The following is a 19,468-nucleotide window of genomic DNA, read 5'->3' as shown; positions in this document are numbered from 1 at the left end:
GCGGCACCGTAGCTTCGAAATTGACCGCGCCGGGACGTCGAAACAGATTGCCAACTTAAGATACGCGATCGCCGCATGGCGGTCATCCATAGGCTGGAATTGCGATTGGAATGAATGTCCGCTTCAGGCCGGCCGGCCAATGTCCGGGAATGGCGCTGCGCGGCCGTGAGTCCTGTCCGCGGGGAGTAGCCAGCTTGGGTGGTTTCCTGACGCTTGGAGCGCCTACCCATACGCCCTTGTTGCATCTCTTTTGACGTGACAGGTTAAGTGCCGGGAGGTTCGCCTATGCCGTCGTCTCCACAGCGAGCCATGCTCGCCGCCCGAGCGATGCTGCTTACATTCGAAGAGCGTCTCACTGGGGCATCTGCCACTGTTGGTTCGTCGCCTGTGGCCAGCCTGAAAGTGCAATGCTAACGGTATCAATCATCGAGTTTCACGTTCTTTGATGCAGTTGAATCCACTTCTCCACGCTGAACTGGTCACCGGGCGAAGGCAGTCAGCTCTCATCGACCTTTGGTCGACAACCGGCTTCGCTGCAGCCGTGAGTGAAGTCACGGGTCCACATCTCTACGAGTTCGGCGAACTGCCGGTTCCGACGGTCGCGATCACGCTCTACGACGTCCGCCGCCATGTGCTGATCGAAAACGGCAGGGTCCGGCGCGACGCGCCCGTCCATACGGGGCGCTTCCGCATCGGGCAGCCGGGGCGCAGCGTCGTCGTGGATGCCGTGCCCGAGGTTGGGTCCGGGAAGCTGCTTCTGCTCTATCTCGGCAAAGCCCTGCTCAAGGAGGTCGGCGCAGCGCGCGGATCTGCGGACCCGATTGCGCTGATGGACATGGCTTGGGACACCGAGGATCCGTTGCTGGAGATGTCGGCCCGGCGGCTGGTCGAGGCGAGCGACAGCGGCCAGCGGCCCAATGCGCTATTGGCCGAGCAGGTCGCCTACACGCTCGCGCTGCACCTGTCGGATCGCTATGCGGCGCCGGGTTCCCCGAAATCAGAGCCTCTGCCGAGTCTGGACGAGACGATGCGTGCGCGCGTCGTCGAGTTCGTCCGGGCCGATCCCAGCGCTCCGGTCACGTTGGCGGCGATGGCGCAGGTGGCGGGCATGACCCCTTCCAGCTTCGTCCGAAGCTTCAAGCGCTCGACCGGCCTCACACCGCATCGTTTCGTGGTCGAGCAACGTATTCTCGCCGCCCGGCGCCTGCTTGCGACCTCGGACCTGCCGATCGTCGAGATCGCACTGTCGGTCGGCTTCTCCTCGCAATCGCATTTCGGCGTCGCCTTCCGCGCGGTGACCGGCGAGAGCCCCGCACGCTATCGCCGCCTGCAGCGTGGGCACGGATAATTTTTCGACAAAACGCCGGACGCCAGGGAGCTGCCGGAGAATATTCCGGCAGACGTATCCGGCGGTTTTGGGAGACCTGTCCTCTCGCGCTGATCGCCCACGGAAGGCGATGCGAGGGAGGATACGAATGGCGACATCTACAAGCACGGTCGCGCCGGCCGAGGATACCAGCCTGACCGGCTTCTACAGGGACATGACCGTTCCCGAGAAGCGCACCTTCTGGGCCTGCGCGACGGGCTGGGCGCTCGACGGCATGGACTTCATGATCTACCCGCTGGTGATCGGCACGATCATCATGCTCTGGCAGGTCGATGCCGGCACCGCCGGCCTTGCCGGTACCGTGACCTTGCTCGCCTCGGCGCTCGGCGGCTGGGGGGCCGGCTATCTCGCCGATCGCATCGGCCGGGTCCGCACGCTGCAACTGACGATCATCTGGTTCTCGTTCTTTTCGCTGCTCTGCGCATTTGCGCAGAATTTCGAGCAGCTGCTGATCTGTCGCGCCCTGCTTGGCCTCGGCTTCGGCGGCGAATGGGCGGCCGGCGCCGTGCTGATGGGCGAGACGATCCGCGCTCAATATCGGGGCCGGGCCGTCGGCTGCGTCCAGTCGGGTTGGGCTGTCGGCTGGGGGCTCGCCGTGCTGGCGCAGGCCGCGCTGTTCTCGCTGCTGCCGGCCGAGCAGGCCTGGCGCTGGATGTTCGCGATCGGAGCGCTGCCGGCGCTGCTCGTCCTGTATCTGCGTGCCTATGTGAAGGAGCCGGAGGTCTCGATCGAGGCCCGCGCCAAGGTTGCCGCCACCGGCGATCGCCCGTCGATCCTCGAGATTTTCCAGGGCCCGATCCTGAAGACGACGATCCTCGCCTCGCTCGTCACCACCGGTTGCCAGGGCGGTTACTACGCCATCACCTTCTGGGTGCCGCGTTTCCTGACAACGGAACGGAAACTCTCGATCGTGAGTTCGACTGGCTATCTTTCGGCTGTGATCATCGGCTCCTTCGTCGGCTATCTCGTCGGTGCCTGGTTCGCCGACAAATACGGCCGCCGCCGCCTGTTCCTGACCTTCTCGCTCGGGGCCATGGTGGTCGTCCTCGCCTATACCCAGCTTCCGCTGTCGAACGAATTGCTCTGGGTGCTCGGCTTCCCGCTCGGCTTCTTCGCCTCCGGCTATTTCTCGGGCATGGGCGCCTTCCTGACGGAACTGTACCCGACCAGGCTGCGCGGCTCCGGCCAGGGCTTCTGCTACAATTTCGGACGGGGCATCGGCGCACTTTTCCCCTTCCTCGTCGGCTACCTCTCGCAGATGACGTCTCTCGCCAACGCGATCTGCCTGTTCGCCCTGTTCGCGTATGTGCTGTTCTTCCTGGCTGCCTATGCGCTGCCGGAAACGCGCGGCAAGGTGCTGCACGCAGATGCGTGAAGAAGCTTCCGTAACCGATCGGGCTCCGGCCTGCCCAGGGCCCGATCCCCGTCCGCACCGGCCGACGCGCTTCGTCGTGCCGCCAGGCGCGGTCGATACCCACGCACATGTCATAGGGCAGCCCCCGGCCCAGCCCTTCGTAGCCGGCCGCAGCTACACGCCGGTGCCGGCCACGCCGGAAGGCTACCTCGCCATGCTGGACGCGACCGGCATGGCCTATGGCGTCCTCGTCCAGGTCAGCGTGCACGGCACGGACAACCGCTTGATGGTCGAGACCTTGAAGGCGAACCGTGATCGGCTACGCGGTATCGCCGTCATTCCGCTCGGCCTGCCCGACCGGGAACTCGCGGCACTCAAGGAAGCCGGGGTGGTCGGCCTGCGCCTCAACATCCTCTATGGCGGCGGCATCGGTTTCGACCAGTTGGACGACTATGCGGCCCTGGCCAGGGAGTTGGGCTGGCATCTGCAGTTCCTCATCGACGCCAGGGACCTGCCACCGCTGGCGCCAAAGCTCGCCAAGCTGCCCGTGCCCTTCGTCGTCGATCACTGGGGACATTTTCCGGTCTCGCGCGGGATCGACGATCTGGGCTTCCGGACGCTCGTCTCGCTCGTGCGCGACGGGGGCTGGGTCAAACTGTCGGGCGCTTACCGCAATACGGTCGAGGGACTGCCCTATGCCGACACGATTCCATTCGCTCGTCTTCTTCACGAGGCAGCGCCGGAACGTTGCGTCTGGGGCTCCGACTGGCCGCATGTCGCTCACTGGCAGCACATGATGAATGTCGGCAACCTGCTCGACCTTCTCGCCGATTGGGTGCCCGACCCGGCTGCCCGCGACCGCGTGCTCACGCACAACGCGCACCGCCTCTACGGCTTCAGGCAGCAAGGCTCATGAAAACCCCTCCCAGCACGGACGACGCGTTCCTGGAGGCTCTGCGCTCCATCCTGAGCGATACCGGTCTCGTTCTCGGCGATGAAGCCATGTCGCCCTACTGCGTGGACTGGCGCGGCGAGTTCGGCGCGCCCGCGCTCGCTGTGACTCGGCCAAAGAGCGTCGATCAGGTCTCTGCCGTAGTGCGGCTCTGCGCCGAACGGGGTATCGCGATCGTGCCGCAAGGCGGCAATACCAGCCTCGCTGGTGGCGCAGTGCCGATCGCCGGGCGGGCCCAGATCGTACTCAGCCTGTCGAGGATGAATGCGATACGCTCGATTGACCCGGTCGGTATGACCATGACGGTCGAGGCCGGAGCCGTGCTCGAAACCGTGCAGGAAGCGGCGCGAGAGCATGAGCTGCTCTTCCCCGTTAGCTTCGCGGCCCAGGGCTCGAGCCAGATCGGCGGCATCGTCTCGACGAATGCCGGCGGCATCAACGTCCTGCGCTATGGCATGACGCGTCAGCGCATGCTCGGGCTCGAAGCCGTTCTTGCCGACGGCTCGGTCGTCGCTGGCCTGCGCCATTTGCACAAGGACAATGCCGGCTATGACTGGAAGCAGCTTCTGATCGGCGCCGAGGGCACACTCGGGATCGTAACGGCGGCAAGCCTGCGCCTCTCGCCACGGCCGAAGCATAGGGTCACCGCATTCCTCGCCGTGCCCGATCCGGCATCAGCGCTGGCCTTGCTCGAGCACGCCACTGCCGAGCTTGGTGACGCGATTTCCGCCTTCGAACTGATCTCGCCATCCGCCCTCGCGCTGGTGAGACAGCATTTCGGATTGAGACCGCCAATGGAGATGCAGTCCTGGGCCGTGCTGGTCGAGGCCGCCTCGAGCCTCTCCGGCCTGCGCGATGCGATGGAGGCGGCGCTGGGCAGCGCCCTGGAGGCCGGCGATGCCAGCGACGGCGTGATTGCCGAAACCGAGACGCAAGCCGCTGCCCTGTGGGCCCTGCGGGAGCATGTGACCGAGGCTGAGCTGAAATCCGGGCGCAGCGTCAAGCACGACGTCTCCGTGCCGATCAATCGCATTCCGAACTTCATTCGCGATGCCTCATATGCTCTGCACAAGGCTTTCGATGGGCTGCAGGTCGTCGTGTTCGGCCATGTCGGGGATGGGAATGTCCACTTCAATGTGCTTGCCGGCGCAGCTGAGGCCAAGGCGGCGATCAACCGTGTCGTTCATGACGTCGTAGCCGGATATCAAGGAAGCATTTCCGCCGAGCACGGCATCGGCAGCTACCGGGTCGCCGAACTCGCCCACTATAAGCAGCCTGCCCAGCTTGAGCTCATGCGGACGCTCAAACGCGCGCTGGACCCACAGGGTATCCTCAACCCAGGTAAAATTCTGGATGCGCCCTAGAACCAACCCATGTTCGGCACCTGAGGCAGGACGCCCGCTTCTGGGCAGAGCGTCAACGTCGGCTTCTGGCGCCCACCAGGCCAGCCCCATGCATAAGATCGGGGTGCTTGATGATTGTCATTCGCCAAACTGGATGCTTCCACGCCCATAGGGTCGACAACGCTCATCACTCAATCTGCTATCCTGGGCGCGAACACAAACCTAAAGCGGTATGAGAAACGGCATGATACGACGCTACACGGTTTCAGCTTGACCCATCACTCCCAGAGTGAGTTCCACCGACTCACGGAAGTCGAAAAGGGCATGCCGATGGAGCCCCCGGAGAAATTGAACCAAGCAATTCTCGAGTTCCTCGTGCTTTGCCTCGAAGACAGCTCGCTGAAAGCCGTAGGAAGCTGGGATCTCGCGCAGATTCTCAAAGAGGCTGAAGACAACGCAGGTTCAGAGCGATGAAGTTAAAAGCTCAGGCTGCCGGCGGACTGCGACCGGCCGTGAGCCCTTTGTCGTTCCGAACGGCCCGCTCGGCTCGAACTCGACCGCGAGGCGCCACACGGCAATGTCTGCTTTCGGACAACGCGCTAGTGTCCGAAAGTGGCGCACGGTGGCAGGCCGTTCCAAGAAAAGGTGGTGATTTGAGCGGTTGTTGGTGCGACCACGACCGAGTTCATGCCGCATCTGTTTCACGCACTGTACGCGCCAACTATAGGTCGAGGACGAGGCGCTGGGAGGCAGCGCGCGACACGCAGATGCAGATGCGGTCGCCCGCCGCTTGTTCCTGCTCGGTCATGTAGCTGTCGCGATGGTCCGGGAGGCCATCGAGCACGCGCGTGATGCAGGTTCCGCAAATGCCCTGCTCGCAGGACAGTTCGGGCTCGATGCCGTGACGCCGAAGCGCTTCGGCGATCGTTTCGCCGGCGCCGACCTCGATCACGCCAGGGCGCGAAGCCAGCACCAGTTCGAAATCCCGGTCGCCCGCAGCCGCCGAGGTCGCGCAGGCGCTGAAATGCTCGCAGTGCACCGCCGTACCCGGCCAGCCCAGCTCGGATGCGATGGACTGCGTGGCCGCGATGAAAGCCGGTGGGCCGCAGAGATAGACATGCGTCCCGCTCTCGATGGCCGCCAGCCGCTGGCGGAGCGCGCCGGCGGTGTGGTCGCCTGACAGGCCGTACAGAAGCTCGATCTCGCCCTTGGACGCCAGTGCGGCCAACGTCCCGGCGAAGGCGGCGTGCTCCGGCGAACGGGCGAAATAGTGCAGTGTGAACTGGGAGTCTCCGACCGCGAGATGGCGCGCCATCGACAGCAGCGGCGTGATGCCGATACCGCCGGCGAAGAGCAGGTGCCGTGTTGCCACTGCCACGAGCGGGAAATTGTCGCGCGGCGGGCCGATCTCGATGACGCGGCCTTCGGGCAAGTCATGCATCGCCGCCGAGCCGCCGCGCGATGCCTCCTCGCGCTTGACCGCGATGGTGTAGCAATGCGCCGGCCCCGGTCCGTCGCAGAGGGAGTATTGCCGCGTCAGCCCCGGCGCGATGAAGACATCGATATGCGCTCCGGGTCGGACCGGCGGCAGCATGCCGCCATCCAGCGGCTCCAAGGTGAAGCCAGCGATGTCGACGGCCTCGCGCCGGATGCTGCTGACGCGGACTGGAATGCGGCTCATGTCATTCGCCGGCCATCAGCGCCGGCGCGCGTTCGGCTGCCCTGAGCTGGTCCATGATCCGCCGCCAGCGCACGACCCCGAGATCGGTCTCGAGCATCACCGGCTTGAGCTCCGCCGGATCGCTCATCCGGATGTTGCGGTGCTGCGCGCGGATCATCGGCTCATCCTGCTCCTCGAAGGCGAAACGGCGCAGGTCGGAGATCTTCTCGCGCGTCGCCTGGTCCTCGGAATCCGGGCGAATGTTCCAGCGCGTCGCCGCAAAATGGTAATGCGTCGTGGTCTCGGTTTCCGGCGTTAGGATATGCGTGCCGAAATAGCCGGTTCCCTCCTCGCGCGGCCGGCCGGGCAGCGTGACGCCGACATCGAGCAGCAGGCAGCTCGGCGCATCCCAGCGGAAATCGGTCCAGCAATCGACCGGCGCTCCGTCCTGCCGGAACAGCATGTCGAACATCCCGGGCGGCGGCACATTGCGGGCGAAGCGCTTGACGTTGATCGTGTTGCCGGCCTGCTCGATCGTCGTCGGCGCCGCGATCATCGGCTCGTTGCCGAGGATGCCGTCGTGCAGGAAGCTTGTGTGGCTGCAGTCGAGCAGATTGTCGACGATCAGGTCATAGGGAACGTCCATCACCATGTGGTCGCGGCGCGTCACGGCCGGCCCCTCGCTGGTGTCGTCGAGTTTCGAGAAGTCCGGGATCAGTCCCGGATCGGTAGCCCGTTCGCCCATCCAGATCCACAAGCCGGAATGCTTTTCGACCACGGGGTAGCTGCGGATGCGTGCCGCAGCCGGGATCTTGCCCGAAGGATGCGGATTGCGGACACAGGCACCCGAGCCGTCGAATTCCAGCCCGTGATAGCCGCAGATGATGCGGTCGCCTTCGACGCGCCCCATCGACAGCGGTGCGAAGCGGTGCGGGCAGCGATCGTCGAGCGCGATGACCGCACCATTCCCTCGGCGGGTGAAGACCAGCGGACGGCCGATGATCGTCCGCGGGAACAGGACGCCCGGCTTGATCTGCTCGGCCCAGGCGGCGAAGTACCAGGTGTTCAGAAGATAATCCATGAGCGACCTCCCTGGGGTCTGCTTGCCGAATGCGGCTCGTTCACGAGCCCATCTTGCAGTCGCCGACATAAGGGTCGGCGCCGTTCTCGAGCGCGAGGCTGGGCGCGGTCAGCCCCCAATTGCCGTCGGGCTGCGCGGCGACGGTGAGGGCGTAGTAATTGTCCAGCGGCATCTGGTTCCTGCCGAACCGGAACACGCCGCGCACCGATCGGAATTTCGCCTCGGCCAGGGCCTTCTGCAGCGCGGCCTTGTCGGAGAGATCGCCCTTCACCGTTTCCAGCGCCGCCTTGATGAAGGGAATGACGTCGTAGGCCGCGGCAGCGTAGTTCGACGGCGTCCGGCCGTAGCGGGTGCGGAAATCGGCGACGAAGCGCTTGTTCTCGGGCGTATCGAGATCGGGGTACCAGTAGTCGATCAGCCCGGTGCCGAGCGCCCCGGTGACGTTGCCCTGCTGCAGTGACGGCAGCGCGGTCTGGTCGAGGGTATAGACGGTGTAGAGCTTGACCTTGCCAGCCAGTCCCGACTGCTCGAACTGCTTCATGAAGGCGGCGGCGCGGCCGGGATAGAAAGCGACGAGCGCCTCGGCGCCGCTGGCCGCGGCCTTGGTCAACTCCGCCGAGAAGTCGAGCTGCGGGTCGTCCCCCCATTTGGTGAAGTCTTGACCGACGACCTTGCCCGAAAAGGTCCGCTGGAAGCCGGCGATCACATCTTTCCCGGCGGCGTAGTTCGGCGCCATCGTGTAGGCCGTCTTGACGCCGCGGCGGTCGAGATCTGCGCCGAGCGCCATCGCCATCACGTCGCCCTGGCCGCGCATGGCGAAGAAGGCCGGGTTGCACAGGCGCCCTGCCATGTCGGACGGTGCGGCATTGGTGCTGATCAGGATCTTGCCGGCATCAAGCACGCTCTTGCGCGAGGCGAGCAGCACGTTCGACCAGACATAGCCGGCAACGATATCGACATTGTCCTGCCGGATGAGTTTCTCGGTCTTCTGCCGGCCGATATCGGGCTTGAGCCCGTCATCCTCGACGATCAGCTTGAGCTTGAGCCCGGCCGCTTCGCCGCCGGCATGTTCGACCGCAAGGTTGAGCGCGTCCTGAACCTCGCGCCCGATGATCGCAGCCGGCGTCGTCAGCGTCGTGACGACACCGATCCTGACCTCCCTGGGGGCCTGGCCCTGGACCGAAGTGGCCGCCAGGCATGCGGCCGCGATCGCGCCCGCTGTCGCGAGTTGTCTCATGATGTCCTCCCTAGCGGCCAACGGCCGTACATGCGGCTCTTGGCGGCCGGCACAAATTAATATACCGAATAAGCGGTATGTTTTGTCAATGCCATTTTTGAAGAGTTCTCGATTGGGTGGCGCGCCGGTGAGTGGTTATGACTGTGGCGAGGCCGCGGCGCAGCGAGGCGGGATAGTCCGACGTGGAACCGTAATGATGACGAGGACCATGCGGAGCAGAAGGACGCAGGCTGAACGCAGCGACGAGACCAGGCACAAGCTGCTGCAGGCCACCATCGAAGTCCTGGTGGCGCAAGGCTATCACGGGCTCACGACCGCGCAGGTCGACGCCAGGGCCGGCATGTCGAGCGGTGCCCGGGTCCACCACTATCGCAGCAAGGCCGATCTCGTCATCGCGGCCACGAGCTATGCCTATGACTGCGCCGCCGTGCTCGGCCGGCAGCGCGCGGCGGCGGCTGCCACGGCGCCGGAGCCGCTGCGCGAGTTCATCGCCGACCTACGGACGATCTATTTCGATTGGCCCTTCCTGGCAGCCACGGAAGTCCTCGTCACGGCGCGAACCTCGCCCGAACTGATGGCCAGCCTGAAGCCGGTCCTCGAGCACTTCCACGCCGGCATGAAGGCTGTCTGGCTGGAGGCGTTCGTGGCGGCCGGCTACGAGCCGCCACAGGCCGAAACCCTGCTCGCGCTGACCCTCAACCTGATCCGCGGCATGGCGATCAACCGGATCTGGCAGCAGGACCAGGCAAGCTACGAGCGCCTGATCGAGGACTGGTGCCAGCGCGAGGCTAGCGCACGGGCTGCGGCCGTCCAGGGCGGCGCATCACCGCGCGCCGCAGCACGGCAATAAAGCGCGGTGTACCGTCTCAGACACTGAGATAGCGGTCGACGATGCCGGGATCGCGGGCGACGGCGTCGGCCGACCCAGACCAGGCGATCCGTCCCTTCTCCACCACGTAGAAGGCGTCGACGACGGCTGCAAGACGCTTGATGTGCTTGTCGATCACGATGATCGATTGCCCGACCGAGCGCAGCTGCGAGAGGCAGGCCCAGATCTGGTCACGGATCACCGGGGCCAGCCCCTCGGTCGCCTCGTCGAGGATGAGCAGGCGAGGATTGGTCATCAGCGCCCGGCCGATCGCCAGCATCTGCTGCTCGCCACCGGAGAGCAGGTTGGCGGCTGAGGTGCGGCGGGCATGCAGTCCCGGGAACAGTTCGTAGATCCTGTCCACCGTCCAGGGCCGGGCCGCGCCCGTCCGGTTCGCGGCGGTCGCGATCAGGTTCTCGTGCGCCGTGAGGTTCGGGAAGATCTGTCGTCCCTCGGGCACCAACCCGAGACCGCGTCGCGCGATCCGTGCAGCCGGCAGGCTGGCGATCGAGGCGCCCTCGAAATTGATCTCGCCGCTCCAGCTGGGCAGAAGTCCCATCAGCGTCCTGACCGTGGTGGTCTTGCCCATGCCGTTGCGGCCGAGCAGGCAGATCGCCTGGCCGGCCTCGACCGAGAAGCTCATGTCGAACAGGACCTGGCCCTTGCCATAGCCTCCGGACAAATTCCGCACCTCGAGCATCACTCGTCCTCCCCGAGATAGGCTTCACGGACTACCGGGTCATGCCGAATCGCCTCCGGCGGGCCGCAGGCGATCACCTCCCCGCGGACAAGGACGGTCACGCGGTCGGCGAGCGCGAAGACGGCATCCATGTCGTGCTCGACCAGAAGGATCGCGACGCTGCCCTTGAGATCGGCGAGAAAACGCGTGACCCGGCGGCTCTCCTCGGTGCCGAGCCCCGCCATGGGCTCGTCGAGCAGGAGCAGGCGCGGCGAGCCCGAGAGTGCGATCGCGAGTTCCAGCAACCTCTGCTCGCCATGGCTGAGCGTCGCGACCGGTTCCTCGGCGCGGTCCGACAGGCCCACGCGCGCCAGCGCCGCCGTCACACGGCGCTCGATGGCCCGGTCCCGGCGCAGATCGCCCCAGAAGCGGAAGGCGTGACCATCCTCGGCCATCACGGCGATGGCGACGTTCTCGTAGATGGTGAGATCACGCGCCAGGGTGGTGATCTGGAAAGAGCGCGCCATGCCGAGCCCCGCCCGCGCATGGGTGGGCAGCCGCGTGACGTCGCGGCCGTCCAGCAGCACGTTGCCGGCGTCCGGCAGGATCTCGCCGAAGAGCTGGGAGACCAGGGTCGTCTTGCCGGCGCCGTTGGGGCCGATCAGGGCATGCATTTCGCCATGCGGCACGCTGAGATTGACGCCGCGCGAGGCGAGCAACCCACCGAAGGATTTCGAGACATTCCTGACATCGAGCATGCTCATGGCTGCCCCCGCCGCGTCAGGAGACCGACGATACCACCCCGCGCGAACAGCGCGACCAGGATGAGCAGCAGGCCGAAGGGAAAGTGCCAATAGATCGTCACGCTGCCGAGCAATTCCTCGATCAGCAGAAACAGGATCGCGCCGAGCAGCGGCCCCGCCAGCGTCCCGGTTCCGCCTAGGATGACGATGAAGATCAGCTCGGCCGAGCGCGTCCAGCCCATGATCTCCGGGGTGACGAAGCTGGTATGGTTCGCGCTCAGAAAGCCCGCAACGGCACAGACGGCTCCGGCGAGCACATAGGCGGCAAGCCGATATCGGAACGGATCGAAACCGCTGGCTGCGACCCGGCGCTCGCTGCCCTTGGCGCCCAGGAGCACGAGGCCGAAACGGGAGCGGCGCAACCGGGCGAAGCCGAACAGGGTCAAGGCGAGCACCGCAAGCACCGTATAATAGAGCACCGTGCGGTTCTCGAGAGTGAATGGCGCTGGGAACTGGCTGCCCTCATTGATGGTCAAGCCATCGTCGCCGCCGAACTGGCGCAGGCCGATCATCACGAAATAGAGCATCTGCCCGAAGGCGAGCGTGATCATGATGAAATGGACGCCGCGCGTGCGCAGGGCGACCATCCCGGTCACCAGCGCGAACAGGGTCGCGACCGCCAGCGCGATGGCGAGCTGCACACCGCCGGCCGTCAGCCCGAGCTCGGCGCAGATTCCGACCGTATAGGCGCCGATGCCGAGAAAGGCGGCATGGCCGAGGCTGACCAGCCCGCCGATGCCGACGAGCAGGTTGAGGCTCGTCGCGGCGATGGCGAGGATCATCACGCGGTTGAGCAGATCGGCCCAGAAGGAGTTCCCGGTGGCATTGGCGAGCGGCAAGGCAAGGAAGAGCGCCGCCAGGAGCACACCGCACAGGCCGAGATCCAGGTCGAAGCGTCGCGCCGGCGCCTCGGCCGGCAGCGGTACGGCAAGCGATTGCGAAGAGACTGTCTGCATCGGGAACTCCGGGATCAACGGCTCGCCGGCGGGAACAGGCCAGCCGGCCGCAGCACCAGGACGAAGGCCATGCTGAGATAGATCAGGATCGAGGCGAGCGCCGGCCCCGCCGAGGACGACACCGTCGGCGAGAAGACGAGGCTCATCAGACCGACGAGATAGGCGCGGCCCAGCGTGTCGATCAGCCCGACGGCGAGCGCGGCGATGAAGGCGCCCTTGATCGAGCCGATGCCGCCGACGACGATGACGACCAGCGCCAGGATGACGATCTGGTTGCCCATGCCGATCGAGGTCCCGGTGATTGGAGCGACCAGCAGGCCCGCCAGCGCGGCGAGCGCGGCTCCAGTAGCGAAGACCAGCGTGAAGAGCAGCTTGGTCTCGACACCGAGCGCCCGAGCCATCGGCTCATTCGACGCCGCCGCGCGGACCAGCATGCCGGCCCGGGTCCGGGTGATGACCAGCCAGAGCAGCGCCGCCACGACGAGGCCGACCGCCACGACGAAGAGCCGGTAGGCCGGCATGGCGATACCACCCAGCGCAACCTGGCCGCCAAGCCAGGCCGGCAGCGGCACGGACAGGCCCTCCGGCCCCCACAGATATTTCACCGCAGTGTCGAAGCACAGGATCAGGCCGAAGGTCGCGAGCACATGGTCGAGATGGTCGCGCTTGTAGAGCCGGCGCGCGACCAGCCATTCGACCGCGAGGCCGAGCAGGACCGCCGCCGGGATCGCGACGAGAAGCCCGAGGAAGAACGAGCCGGTGACGATCGCGACCGTCGCGCAGAGATAGGCACCGACCATGTAGAAGACGCCATGGGCGAGATTGATGAAGTCCATGATGCCGAAGACCAGCGACAGGCCGGCGGCGAGCAGGAACAGGATCAGGCCGAGCTGGAGCCCGTTCAGGATCTGGTTGATCAGCAGAATCATATCCACGAGGCGTCCCACCTGTGCGATGGGCCGGTGCCGGCAGCAGCGCCGGCACCGGCCGGGCTCACTGCGTCAGCTTGCAATGCCGGGCGTAGGGGTCGAGCTCGCCCTTGAGCGCGATCTCCCTGGTGCGCAACGCCCAGGCGCCGGACGGCTCGGCGACGACGTCGAGGCTGTAATAGGTGTCGATCGGGAAATGGTTCGGGCCGAGCTGGTAGCGGCCCCGCACCGAGGCGAAGTCCGCCTTCTCCAGCGCCGTGCGGACCTTGTCGGTCGCGCCGATATCGCCACCGGCCTGTTCGACCGCCGCCTTGACGTAAGGGATCAGGTCATAGGCCGCAGCCGCATAGTTCGATGGGGTGCGGCCGTATTTCGCACGAAAATCGGCGACGAAGCGGGCGTTCTCCGGCGTCTTCAGATCGGGCGACCAGTAATCGGTGAGCTCGGTGCCGAGAACGGCGTCGACCTTGGCCTCCTGCAGGCGCGGCAGGGCGATGTCGTCGACCGTGTAGACGGTGTAGAGCTTGACGGAGTCGGCGATCCCCGCCTGCTGGTACTGCCGCGCGAAGGCGGCGGCCCGACCGGGATAGAAGGCGAAGATCGCATCGGCGCCGGAGGCCTTGGCCTTGGCGAGCTCGGCCGAGAAGTCGAGCTGCGGGTCGTCGCCCCATTTCGTGAAATCACGGCCGACGACCTCGCCCTTGAAAGTCCACTCGACGCCCGCCGCCATGTCCTTGCCGGCCGAGTAGTTCGGCGCCATCACATAGAGCTTCTTGACGCCGCGCCGGTTGAGCACCTCGCCGAGCGCGATCGGGACCATGTCGTTCTGGCCGCGCATCGAGAAGAAATTGGCGTGACAGCCCTTGCCGGCGAGCTCGCTCGGCCCGGCATTGGTGCTGATCAGGAACTTGCCGGCGTCGATCACCGGCTTGCGGGCCGCCAGCAGCACGTTCGACCAGATGAAACCGGCGACGATGTCGACCTTGTCCTGACGCACCAGCTTCTCCGCCTTCTGGCGGCCGAGCTCGGGCTTCAGCCCGTCATCCTCGAAAACGACCTCGATCGGCTTCCCGGCGATCTTGCCGCCGGCATGCTCCACCGCCAGGTTGACGGCGTCCTGCATGTCGCGGCCGATCACCGCGGCCGGCGTGGTCAGCGTGGTGATGAAACCGATCCTGACGCTGTCCGCCGCCTGGGCAGCCGTCGTCGTGGCCGCCGCGAGCGCGGCAGCAATCGTCATACGCCTCATCGATGTCCCCTCCGATTGAAGCCGGCTTATTCAGCGTCCGGCTGATTGTCCGGCGCCGCCGCCCGAAAGGCCGGCAGCGCCATGCAGTTGGTGTGAATGCGCGCGATGGTCGGGTAGGCGCCCATCTCTACTTGGAAGCGCGCATTGTTGATGACCTGCCCGGCGAGGCAGATGTCCGCCAATGTCGGCTCGTCGCCATGGCAGAAGCGCCCGGTCTGCGGCTCTTCGCGCAAGCGCGCCTCCAGGGGAGCGAAGGTCTCCGCCACCCAATGGCGGAACCAGCGGGCGAGCGCCTCGTCGTCGGCGCCGAACTCCGCCTTGAGATGGCCGAGGACGCGCAGATTGTTGAGCGGATGGATGTCGAGCGCGATCATCTGTGCCAGCGAACGGACGCGGGCGCGTCCGGCCGGGTCGATCGGCAGGAGCGGCGGCTGCGGCATTGTCTCGTCGAGGAACTCGATGATCGCCAGCGACTGGGTGTAGTCGCGCCCGTCGCTCCAGCTCAGCGTCGGGACGAGCCCTTGCGGATTGAGCGCGAGATAAGCCGGGCCGCGCTGCTCGCCGCGCCGCAGATGGAAGGCGCGATAGTCGAAGGGAACGCCCTTCAGCGCCAGTGCCGCGCGCACCCGGAAGGAGGTCGAGCTGCGGAAATAATTGTGCAGCACGACCCGCCGGTCATGCGGCCGGCCCGGCTCACCACGCGCCGACGCGGCGTGCGCCTCCGTCGGCCGCTCCGCGGCCATACTCTCCTCTGACATGATTTCCGTTCCCGCTTGTCGTTTTCCGTATCCTAGAAATCATTGCACAGAATGCAAGTCATTTCTGAAGGCGGAAGCGCTGCGGGAATCAGCCGCCTCGCGACGGGCCGGACATGGAGAGCTTTTTGGTGAATTCCGTCAGCGTGCGGATCGCGCTGCCTGCCGGATCGAGGATCGCCTCTGATATGCCGATCAGGGTCACCGCCACCTGCGCCTCGCCGGCCCAATCGGTGACCGGCGCCGAGACCGCTCTGAGGCCCGGCACGAAGCGCCCGTCGACGCAGGCGAGCCGGTCGGCCCGCACGCGCGCGATCAGCGACTCGACGCTCGCCATGTCCGGGTTGAGGTCGGGCCAGACCAGGCCCGCCTCGCTGGCGCGAGCCAGTTCGACCGCAAGGCGCAGTGCCGTCACCTTGCGCGGCAGGAAGGCGAGGAAGATCCGGCCGCTAGCGGAGGTCAGCAGAGGCAAGGTCGAGCCCAGGCCGAAGGACGTCAGGATCGGGCTCGCGGCACGCTCCCAGCGGACAACGGTGGCGCCGCCATTGCCCCAGGTCGAGAGCAGCGCCGTCGCGCCGGTCGCTTCGGACAATTCGGGCAGGACATCGGCCGTGCGGTTGACGAAATCATTGCGCGCCAGCGCCGCCAGCCCGAGCTCGCTCGCAAACGGCCCGAGATCGTAGCGACCCGAGCGCTCGCTCTGAGCGACAAGGCCGGCATGGATGAAACTGGCCAGATAGCGGTGCACCTTCGAGACCGGCATGTCGACCGAGCGCGCCAGATCGGTCAGCGTCACCGAGCCCGGCAACGTCGCCATGGCGCGCAGGACGAGCAGCGCCGTGTCGAGCGACTGGATACCGCCGCGCGCGTGCCCGTCCGCGCCGGCCTCGTCGTGATCCTCGCTCATGGCTCAAGCAGGGCGCGGAACTCGGCCGGAATCGCCCCTCCCCCGATCCCGCCATCAGACTTCAGAACTGCCCATGCCCTCACTTCATGCCCCTCCGCAACCAGGCGATCGCCGCACTGCACCTCGTAGCGCAGACGGAAGCGGCGCTCTTCCCATAGCTCGATGGAGGTGGTCACCGCCAGAACGTCGTCATAGCTCGCGGGCGACCGGAAGCGTGCCCCGGCATCGACGATCGGCGTGACAGCACCGAAGCGCGCTCGCAGCCTTCTCTGGCTGAGACCGCAGCGGCGCAGCAAGCCCTGAAAGGCGCAGTCGAACCAGTAGAAGTATTTGGGATAAAACACGATTCCCGCTTCGTCACAATCCCCGAACTCGACGACCGCCTCGCGGACGAAACTCCCCGCCATAACCATAGCCTCCCCAGCGCTTGCGCAATTGATTTTCATATAATAGAAATGTTTTCATAGTATGAAAACTATGGATCTGGGAGGGACCATGCGCATTGCCGTATTGGGCGGCGGGCCCGCCGGGCTCTACGCCGCCTATCTTCTCAAGCGTCGACACCCCGAAGACGCGGTCATTCTGCTCGAGCAGAACGCGGCCGACGCCACGTTCGGCTTCGGCGTGGTGTTCTCGGATCGCGCCATGGATTTCCTGCGGGCAGACGACCCGGAGACGGCGGATGCCGTGACGGCGCGGATGGAGACCTGGCAGGACATCACGCTGGTCCACCGCAACGAGGCGATCGCGATCGACGGCGTCGGCTTCTCGGCGATCGGCAGGCTCGACCTGCTCATGCTGCTGCAGAGGCGCGCTCAGGCGGTCGGCGTCGAGCTGCGCTATCTTACGCCACTCGCCAGCCTCGACGTCCTCGACGATTTCGATCTGGTGATCGGCGCGGACGGTGTCAATTCGCTGGTGCGCCGCAGCCACGAAGGCGATTTTGGCACCTCACTCTCTTATCTCGACAACAAGTTCGCCTGGTTCGGCACGCCCAAGCGCTTCGAAACCCTGACGCAGACCTTCGTCGAGAGCGAGCACGGCACCTTCAACGCGCACCATTATCGCTACTCGCCGGAGATGAGCACCTTCATCGTCGAATGCGACAGGCAGAGCTGGCTGCGCGCCGGCTTCGATCGACTTGGGCCGGAGGAATCGCGTGCGCTTTGCGAGCGCATCTTCGCTGAGGCACTCGGCGGCGAGCCGCTGGTCGCCAACAAATCACTCTGGCGCAATTTCCCCTGGCTGTGGAGCGAGCGCTGGTCACATGGCAACCGCGTGCTGATCGGCGACGCCGTGCGCACCGCACATTTCTCGATCGGCTCGGGCACGCGGCTCGCGCTCGAGGACGCGATTGCGTTGTCGGGGGCGCTTACCGAGCACCGCGCCGACCTGCCTGCGGCGCTCGCGGCCTATGAAGCGGCGCGTCGGCCGATCGTCGAGAAGCTGGTGCGCGCCTCCAAGACCAGCGCCGCCTGGTACGACCGCTTCCCGGAGCATATGCGGCTGGCGCCCTACGATTTCGCCTACAGCTACATCACGCGCTCCGGACGCGTCGACGACGAGCGGCTTCGGGCGATGGCGCCAGGCTTCATGGCCCGTTTCGAAGCCTCGCGCAGCCGGGAGAACGCGGCATGACCGGGCGCGCGAGCGACATCACCAGCTTCTCCGCCGCGATCGTCGATCAGGTTCCGCGCGCGGCATCGGGGGCGGCCGAGATCGGCTTTTCCCTGCCCGAGCGCTACAATGCGAGCGCGCTCCTGTTCGACAATCTCGAGCGCGGCCGCGGCGAACATCCGGCCGTGACCGGCCCGGGCGGCACGCTGAGCTATCGCCAGCTCTGCCACGAGGCCTGCCGCTTCGGTCATGCGCTGGCGGGCTTCGGCCTCGAGCGAGGCGAGCGCGTCCTGCTCTTCATGGACGATACGCCGGCCTATCCGGCGGCACTCTTCGGCGCGATCCGGGCCGGCTTGGTGCCGCTCCTGGTCAACACGCTGACGCCGCCCGACCTGCTCGCCTTCTATCTCGCCGATTCCGGGGCGCGCATCGCCATTGCGGACGCCACCTTCGCCGAGCGCTTCTGTGCGGACGCCGTCGCCGCGACAGGGCTTACGGATCTGATCGTGGTCGGTGGCGAGACACTGCCGGTGCAAAGCGGAGCGATGAGGCTGCATCCCGCCGCCGAACTCCTCGGCCGGCAGCCGGACTGGCTCGACGCCGCAGACACCCACCGCGACGACATGGCTTTCTGGCAATACTCCTCCGGCTCGACCGGGCGGCCGAAGGGCATCGTCCATCTCCAGCACGACATGGCCTATACGGCGGCGTCCTATGCCCGCCACGTCCTGCGCATCGGCCCGAACGACATCTGCTTCTCGGTGCCGAAGATCTTCTTCGCCTATGGGCTCGGCAATTCGCTGACCTTTCCGTTCTCGGTCGGCGCGACCAGCGTCTTGCTCGCCGGCCAGCCGAAGCCCGGCCCGGTCTTCGAGGCAATCGCGCAGTTCACGCCAACCCTCTTCTTCGGCCTGCCGACGCTCTACACCGCGCTGGCGACCGCGCCGGAGGCGGCCTCGGCCGACCTGTCGAGCCTGCGCCTCTGCCTATCGGCAGCCGAGGTGCTGGCCTCCGAGGTGGCGGAAGCCTGGCGGCGTCTGTCGGGCCTCGACATCGTCGAAGGGCTCGGCTCGACCGAGGTGCTCCACATCTACCTGTCGAACGACGAAACCGCCCGCAAGCCGGGAGCGGCCGGGCGCCGCGTGCCGGGCTACGAGATCGCGCTGCGCGACATGGATGGGCGCGAGGTCGGCGATGGCGAAGAGGGCATCCTTTGGGTGCGCGGCGACTCGAATGCGCCGACCTACTGGAACCGTCCCGACAAGACGGCCGACACGATGCGGGCCGAAGGCTGGATCTATACCGGCGATCGGATGACGCGCGACGCCGAGGGCTTCTACGTATTCCGCGGCCGGGCCGATGACCTCGTCAAGGTTTCCGGCCAATGGGTCTATCCGCTCGAGGTCGAGCTCTGCCTCGCCGACCACCCGCTGGTGCACGAATGCGCCGTGCTCGCCTTCGAGCTGCCGGACCGACGCATGACCCTGGAGGCCTATGTGGTCGCAGCCGGCGAGCACCGGCCCGAGCTCGCGCAACTCCTCCAGGCCCACGTCAAGACCACGCTGCTGCCCTACAAATATCCGCGCCAGGTCCACATCGTCGATGCCTTGCCGAAGACCGGTACCGGCAAGATCGACCGTCAATCGCTGCTCGCCCAGTGCCTGTCCCGTGCCGGGCACGCCGCCTGAGCC

The 19,468-nt window shown here is 66.2% G+C and carries 18 protein-coding genes; 7 read left to right on the top strand and 11 right to left on the bottom strand.

Annotation, left to right across the window (positions count from 1 at the left end; translation table 11 throughout):
- Window positions 1–445: 445 nt before the first annotated feature.
- The 4 genes from ACQKLX_RS05080 to ACQKLX_RS05065 all read left to right on the top strand — a co-directional run bounded on the left by ACQKLX_RS05080 (window position 446) and on the right by ACQKLX_RS05065 (window position 5,057).
- Window positions 446–1,348 (top strand): helix-turn-helix domain-containing protein, encoded by a 903-nt coding sequence (locus ACQKLX_RS05080; protein ID WP_427360113.1) that lies wholly within the window; start codon window positions 446–448, stop codon window positions 1,346–1,348.
- 127 nt (window positions 1,349–1,475) lie between these two features.
- Window positions 1,476–2,762, top strand: coding sequence for an MFS transporter (locus tag ACQKLX_RS05075; protein ID WP_427360045.1), 1,287 nt, complete (start codon window positions 1,476–1,478; stop codon window positions 2,760–2,762).
- Window positions 2,755–3,657: an amidohydrolase family protein gene (locus ACQKLX_RS05070; protein WP_427360043.1), complete on the top strand. Its 903-nt coding sequence runs from the start codon at window positions 2,755–2,757 to the stop codon at window positions 3,655–3,657. Before ACQKLX_RS05075 ends, ACQKLX_RS05070 begins: the two co-directional genes overlap by 8 nt.
- Entirely contained in the window at window positions 3,654–5,057 is a 1,404-nt protein-coding gene (locus ACQKLX_RS05065) for an FAD-binding oxidoreductase (protein ID WP_427360111.1), read from the top strand. The genes ACQKLX_RS05070 and ACQKLX_RS05065 overlap by 4 nt, the downstream gene beginning before the upstream one ends.
- A gap of 700 nt (window positions 5,058–5,757) precedes the next feature.
- Here ACQKLX_RS05065 and ACQKLX_RS05060 read toward each other — a convergent pair.
- From ACQKLX_RS05060 to ACQKLX_RS05050, 3 genes are read right to left on the bottom strand one after another with little or no spacing between them, the layout of a single operon-like run.
- Complete coding sequence (locus ACQKLX_RS05060; protein WP_427360041.1) at window positions 5,758–6,717, bottom strand: PDR/VanB family oxidoreductase; 960 nt, start codon at window positions 6,715–6,717, stop codon at window positions 5,758–5,760.
- 1 nt (window position 6,718) lies between these two features.
- On the bottom strand, window positions 6,719–7,777 hold the full coding sequence (locus tag ACQKLX_RS05055) for a Rieske 2Fe-2S domain-containing protein (protein ID WP_427360039.1): 1,059 nt from the start codon (window positions 7,775–7,777) through the stop codon (window positions 6,719–6,721).
- Between the two features lie 40 nt (window positions 7,778–7,817).
- Window positions 7,818–9,014 (bottom strand): ABC transporter substrate-binding protein, encoded by a 1,197-nt coding sequence (locus ACQKLX_RS05050; RefSeq protein ID WP_427360037.1) that lies wholly within the window; start codon window positions 9,012–9,014, stop codon window positions 7,818–7,820.
- A 208-nt stretch (window positions 9,015–9,222) separates the two neighbouring features.
- Between ACQKLX_RS05050 and ACQKLX_RS05045 the strand changes: the two genes are divergently transcribed.
- On the top strand, window positions 9,223–9,864 hold the full coding sequence (locus ACQKLX_RS05045; protein ID WP_427360035.1) for a TetR/AcrR family transcriptional regulator: 642 nt from the start codon (window positions 9,223–9,225) through the stop codon (window positions 9,862–9,864).
- Window positions 9,865–9,880: 16 nt separating this feature from the next.
- Here ACQKLX_RS05045 and ACQKLX_RS05040 read toward each other — a convergent pair whose 3' ends face one another.
- The 8 genes from ACQKLX_RS05040 to ACQKLX_RS05005 all read right to left on the bottom strand — a co-directional run bounded on the left by ACQKLX_RS05040 (window position 9,881) and on the right by ACQKLX_RS05005 (window position 16,567).
- Window positions 9,881–10,582, bottom strand: coding sequence for an ABC transporter ATP-binding protein (locus ACQKLX_RS05040; RefSeq protein ID WP_427360034.1), 702 nt, complete (start codon window positions 10,580–10,582; stop codon window positions 9,881–9,883).
- Window positions 10,582–11,319, bottom strand: coding sequence for an ABC transporter ATP-binding protein (locus ACQKLX_RS05035; protein ID WP_427360109.1), 738 nt, complete (start codon window positions 11,317–11,319; stop codon window positions 10,582–10,584). Before ACQKLX_RS05035 ends, ACQKLX_RS05040 begins: the two co-directional genes overlap by 1 nt.
- A gap of 2 nt (window positions 11,320–11,321) precedes the next feature.
- Window positions 11,322–12,320 carry a branched-chain amino acid ABC transporter permease gene (locus ACQKLX_RS05030; protein WP_427360033.1) on the bottom strand — a complete coding sequence of 333 codons (999 nt, stop codon included), beginning with the start codon at window positions 12,318–12,320 and terminating at the stop codon, window positions 11,322–11,324.
- A gap of 14 nt (window positions 12,321–12,334) precedes the next feature.
- Window positions 12,335–13,249 (bottom strand): branched-chain amino acid ABC transporter permease, encoded by a 915-nt coding sequence (locus ACQKLX_RS05025; RefSeq protein WP_427360107.1) that lies wholly within the window; start codon window positions 13,247–13,249, stop codon window positions 12,335–12,337.
- A gap of 64 nt (window positions 13,250–13,313) precedes the next feature.
- Window positions 13,314–14,498, bottom strand: a complete 1,185-nt coding sequence (locus ACQKLX_RS05020; RefSeq protein WP_427360031.1) for an ABC transporter substrate-binding protein — start codon at window positions 14,496–14,498, stop codon at window positions 13,314–13,316.
- Window positions 14,499–14,524: 26 nt separating this feature from the next.
- Window positions 14,525–15,256 carry a maleylacetoacetate isomerase gene (gene maiA / locus ACQKLX_RS05015; protein ID WP_427360029.1) on the bottom strand — a complete coding sequence of 244 codons (732 nt, stop codon included), beginning with the start codon at window positions 15,254–15,256 and terminating at the stop codon, window positions 14,525–14,527.
- 88 nt (window positions 15,257–15,344) lie between these two features.
- Complete coding sequence (locus ACQKLX_RS05010; RefSeq protein ID WP_427360027.1) at window positions 15,345–16,160, bottom strand: IclR family transcriptional regulator; 816 nt, start codon at window positions 16,158–16,160, stop codon at window positions 15,345–15,347.
- The gene (locus ACQKLX_RS05005; protein ID WP_427360026.1) at window positions 16,157–16,567 is read right to left on the bottom strand and encodes an acyl-CoA thioesterase; all 411 of its coding nucleotides are present in this window, start codon (window positions 16,565–16,567) and stop codon (window positions 16,157–16,159) included. The genes ACQKLX_RS05010 and ACQKLX_RS05005 overlap by 4 nt, the downstream gene beginning before the upstream one ends.
- Before the next feature lie 88 nt (window positions 16,568–16,655).
- On the opposite strand from ACQKLX_RS05005, the gene ACQKLX_RS05000 reads away from it, so the two are divergent.
- Window positions 16,656–17,798 (top strand): FAD-dependent monooxygenase, encoded by a 1,143-nt coding sequence (locus ACQKLX_RS05000; RefSeq protein WP_427360024.1) that lies wholly within the window; start codon window positions 16,656–16,658, stop codon window positions 17,796–17,798.
- Window positions 17,795–19,465: a benzoate-CoA ligase family protein gene (locus ACQKLX_RS04995; RefSeq protein ID WP_427360022.1), complete on the top strand. Its 1,671-nt coding sequence runs from the start codon at window positions 17,795–17,797 to the stop codon at window positions 19,463–19,465. Before ACQKLX_RS05000 ends, ACQKLX_RS04995 begins: the two co-directional genes overlap by 4 nt.
- Window positions 19,466–19,468: the final 3 nt, after the last annotated feature.

The organism is Allobosea sp. NPDC003192, assembly GCF_050275675.1.
Classification (GTDB): Bacteria; Pseudomonadota; Alphaproteobacteria; order Rhizobiales; family Beijerinckiaceae; genus Allobosea.
The sequence above is the reverse complement of the archived record's forward strand: the minus strand, read 5'-3'. Positions and strand labels throughout refer to the sequence as shown.

What these genes read in the sequence shown, in the direction of transcription:
- ACQKLX_RS05030 (WP_427360033.1), bottom strand. Translation starts at nt 12,320, where the DNA reads ATGCAGACAGTCTCTTCGCAATCGCTTGCCGTACCGCTGCCGGCCGAG.
- ACQKLX_RS05010 (WP_427360027.1), bottom strand. Translation starts at nt 16,160, where the DNA reads ATGAGCGAGGATCACGACGAGGCCGGCGCGGACGGGCACGCGCGCGGC.
- ACQKLX_RS05040 (WP_427360034.1), bottom strand. Translation starts at nt 10,582, where the DNA reads ATGCTCGAGGTGCGGAATTTGTCCGGAGGCTATGGCAAGGGCCAGGTC.
- ACQKLX_RS05050 (WP_427360037.1), bottom strand. Translation starts at nt 9,014, where the DNA reads ATGAGACAACTCGCGACAGCGGGCGCGATCGCGGCCGCATGCCTGGCG.
- ACQKLX_RS05025 (WP_427360107.1), bottom strand. Translation starts at nt 13,249, where the DNA reads ATGATTCTGCTGATCAACCAGATCCTGAACGGGCTCCAGCTCGGCCTG.
- ACQKLX_RS04995 (WP_427360022.1), top strand. Translation starts at nt 17,795, where the DNA reads ATGACCGGGCGCGCGAGCGACATCACCAGCTTCTCCGCCGCGATCGTC.
- ACQKLX_RS05045 (WP_427360035.1), top strand. Translation starts at nt 9,223, where the DNA reads ATGCGGAGCAGAAGGACGCAGGCTGAACGCAGCGACGAGACCAGGCAC.
- ACQKLX_RS05060 (WP_427360041.1), bottom strand. Translation starts at nt 6,717, where the DNA reads ATGAGCCGCATTCCAGTCCGCGTCAGCAGCATCCGGCGCGAGGCCGTC.
- ACQKLX_RS05005 (WP_427360026.1), bottom strand. Translation starts at nt 16,567, where the DNA reads ATGGCGGGGAGTTTCGTCCGCGAGGCGGTCGTCGAGTTCGGGGATTGT.
- ACQKLX_RS05075 (WP_427360045.1), top strand. Translation starts at nt 1,476, where the DNA reads ATGGCGACATCTACAAGCACGGTCGCGCCGGCCGAGGATACCAGCCTG.
- ACQKLX_RS05080 (WP_427360113.1), top strand. Translation starts at nt 446, where the DNA reads ATGCAGTTGAATCCACTTCTCCACGCTGAACTGGTCACCGGGCGAAGG.
- ACQKLX_RS05055 (WP_427360039.1), bottom strand. Translation starts at nt 7,777, where the DNA reads ATGGATTATCTTCTGAACACCTGGTACTTCGCCGCCTGGGCCGAGCAG.
- ACQKLX_RS05065 (WP_427360111.1), top strand. Translation starts at nt 3,654, where the DNA reads ATGAAAACCCCTCCCAGCACGGACGACGCGTTCCTGGAGGCTCTGCGC.
- ACQKLX_RS05035 (WP_427360109.1), bottom strand. Translation starts at nt 11,319, where the DNA reads ATGCTCGATGTCAGGAATGTCTCGAAATCCTTCGGTGGGTTGCTCGCC.
- ACQKLX_RS05020 (WP_427360031.1), bottom strand. Translation starts at nt 14,498, where the DNA reads ATGAGGCGTATGACGATTGCTGCCGCGCTCGCGGCGGCCACGACGACG.
- ACQKLX_RS05070 (WP_427360043.1), top strand. Translation starts at nt 2,755, where the DNA reads ATGCGTGAAGAAGCTTCCGTAACCGATCGGGCTCCGGCCTGCCCAGGG.
- maiA (WP_427360029.1), bottom strand. Translation starts at nt 15,256, where the DNA reads ATGTCAGAGGAGAGTATGGCCGCGGAGCGGCCGACGGAGGCGCACGCC.
- ACQKLX_RS05000 (WP_427360024.1), top strand. Translation starts at nt 16,656, where the DNA reads ATGCGCATTGCCGTATTGGGCGGCGGGCCCGCCGGGCTCTACGCCGCC.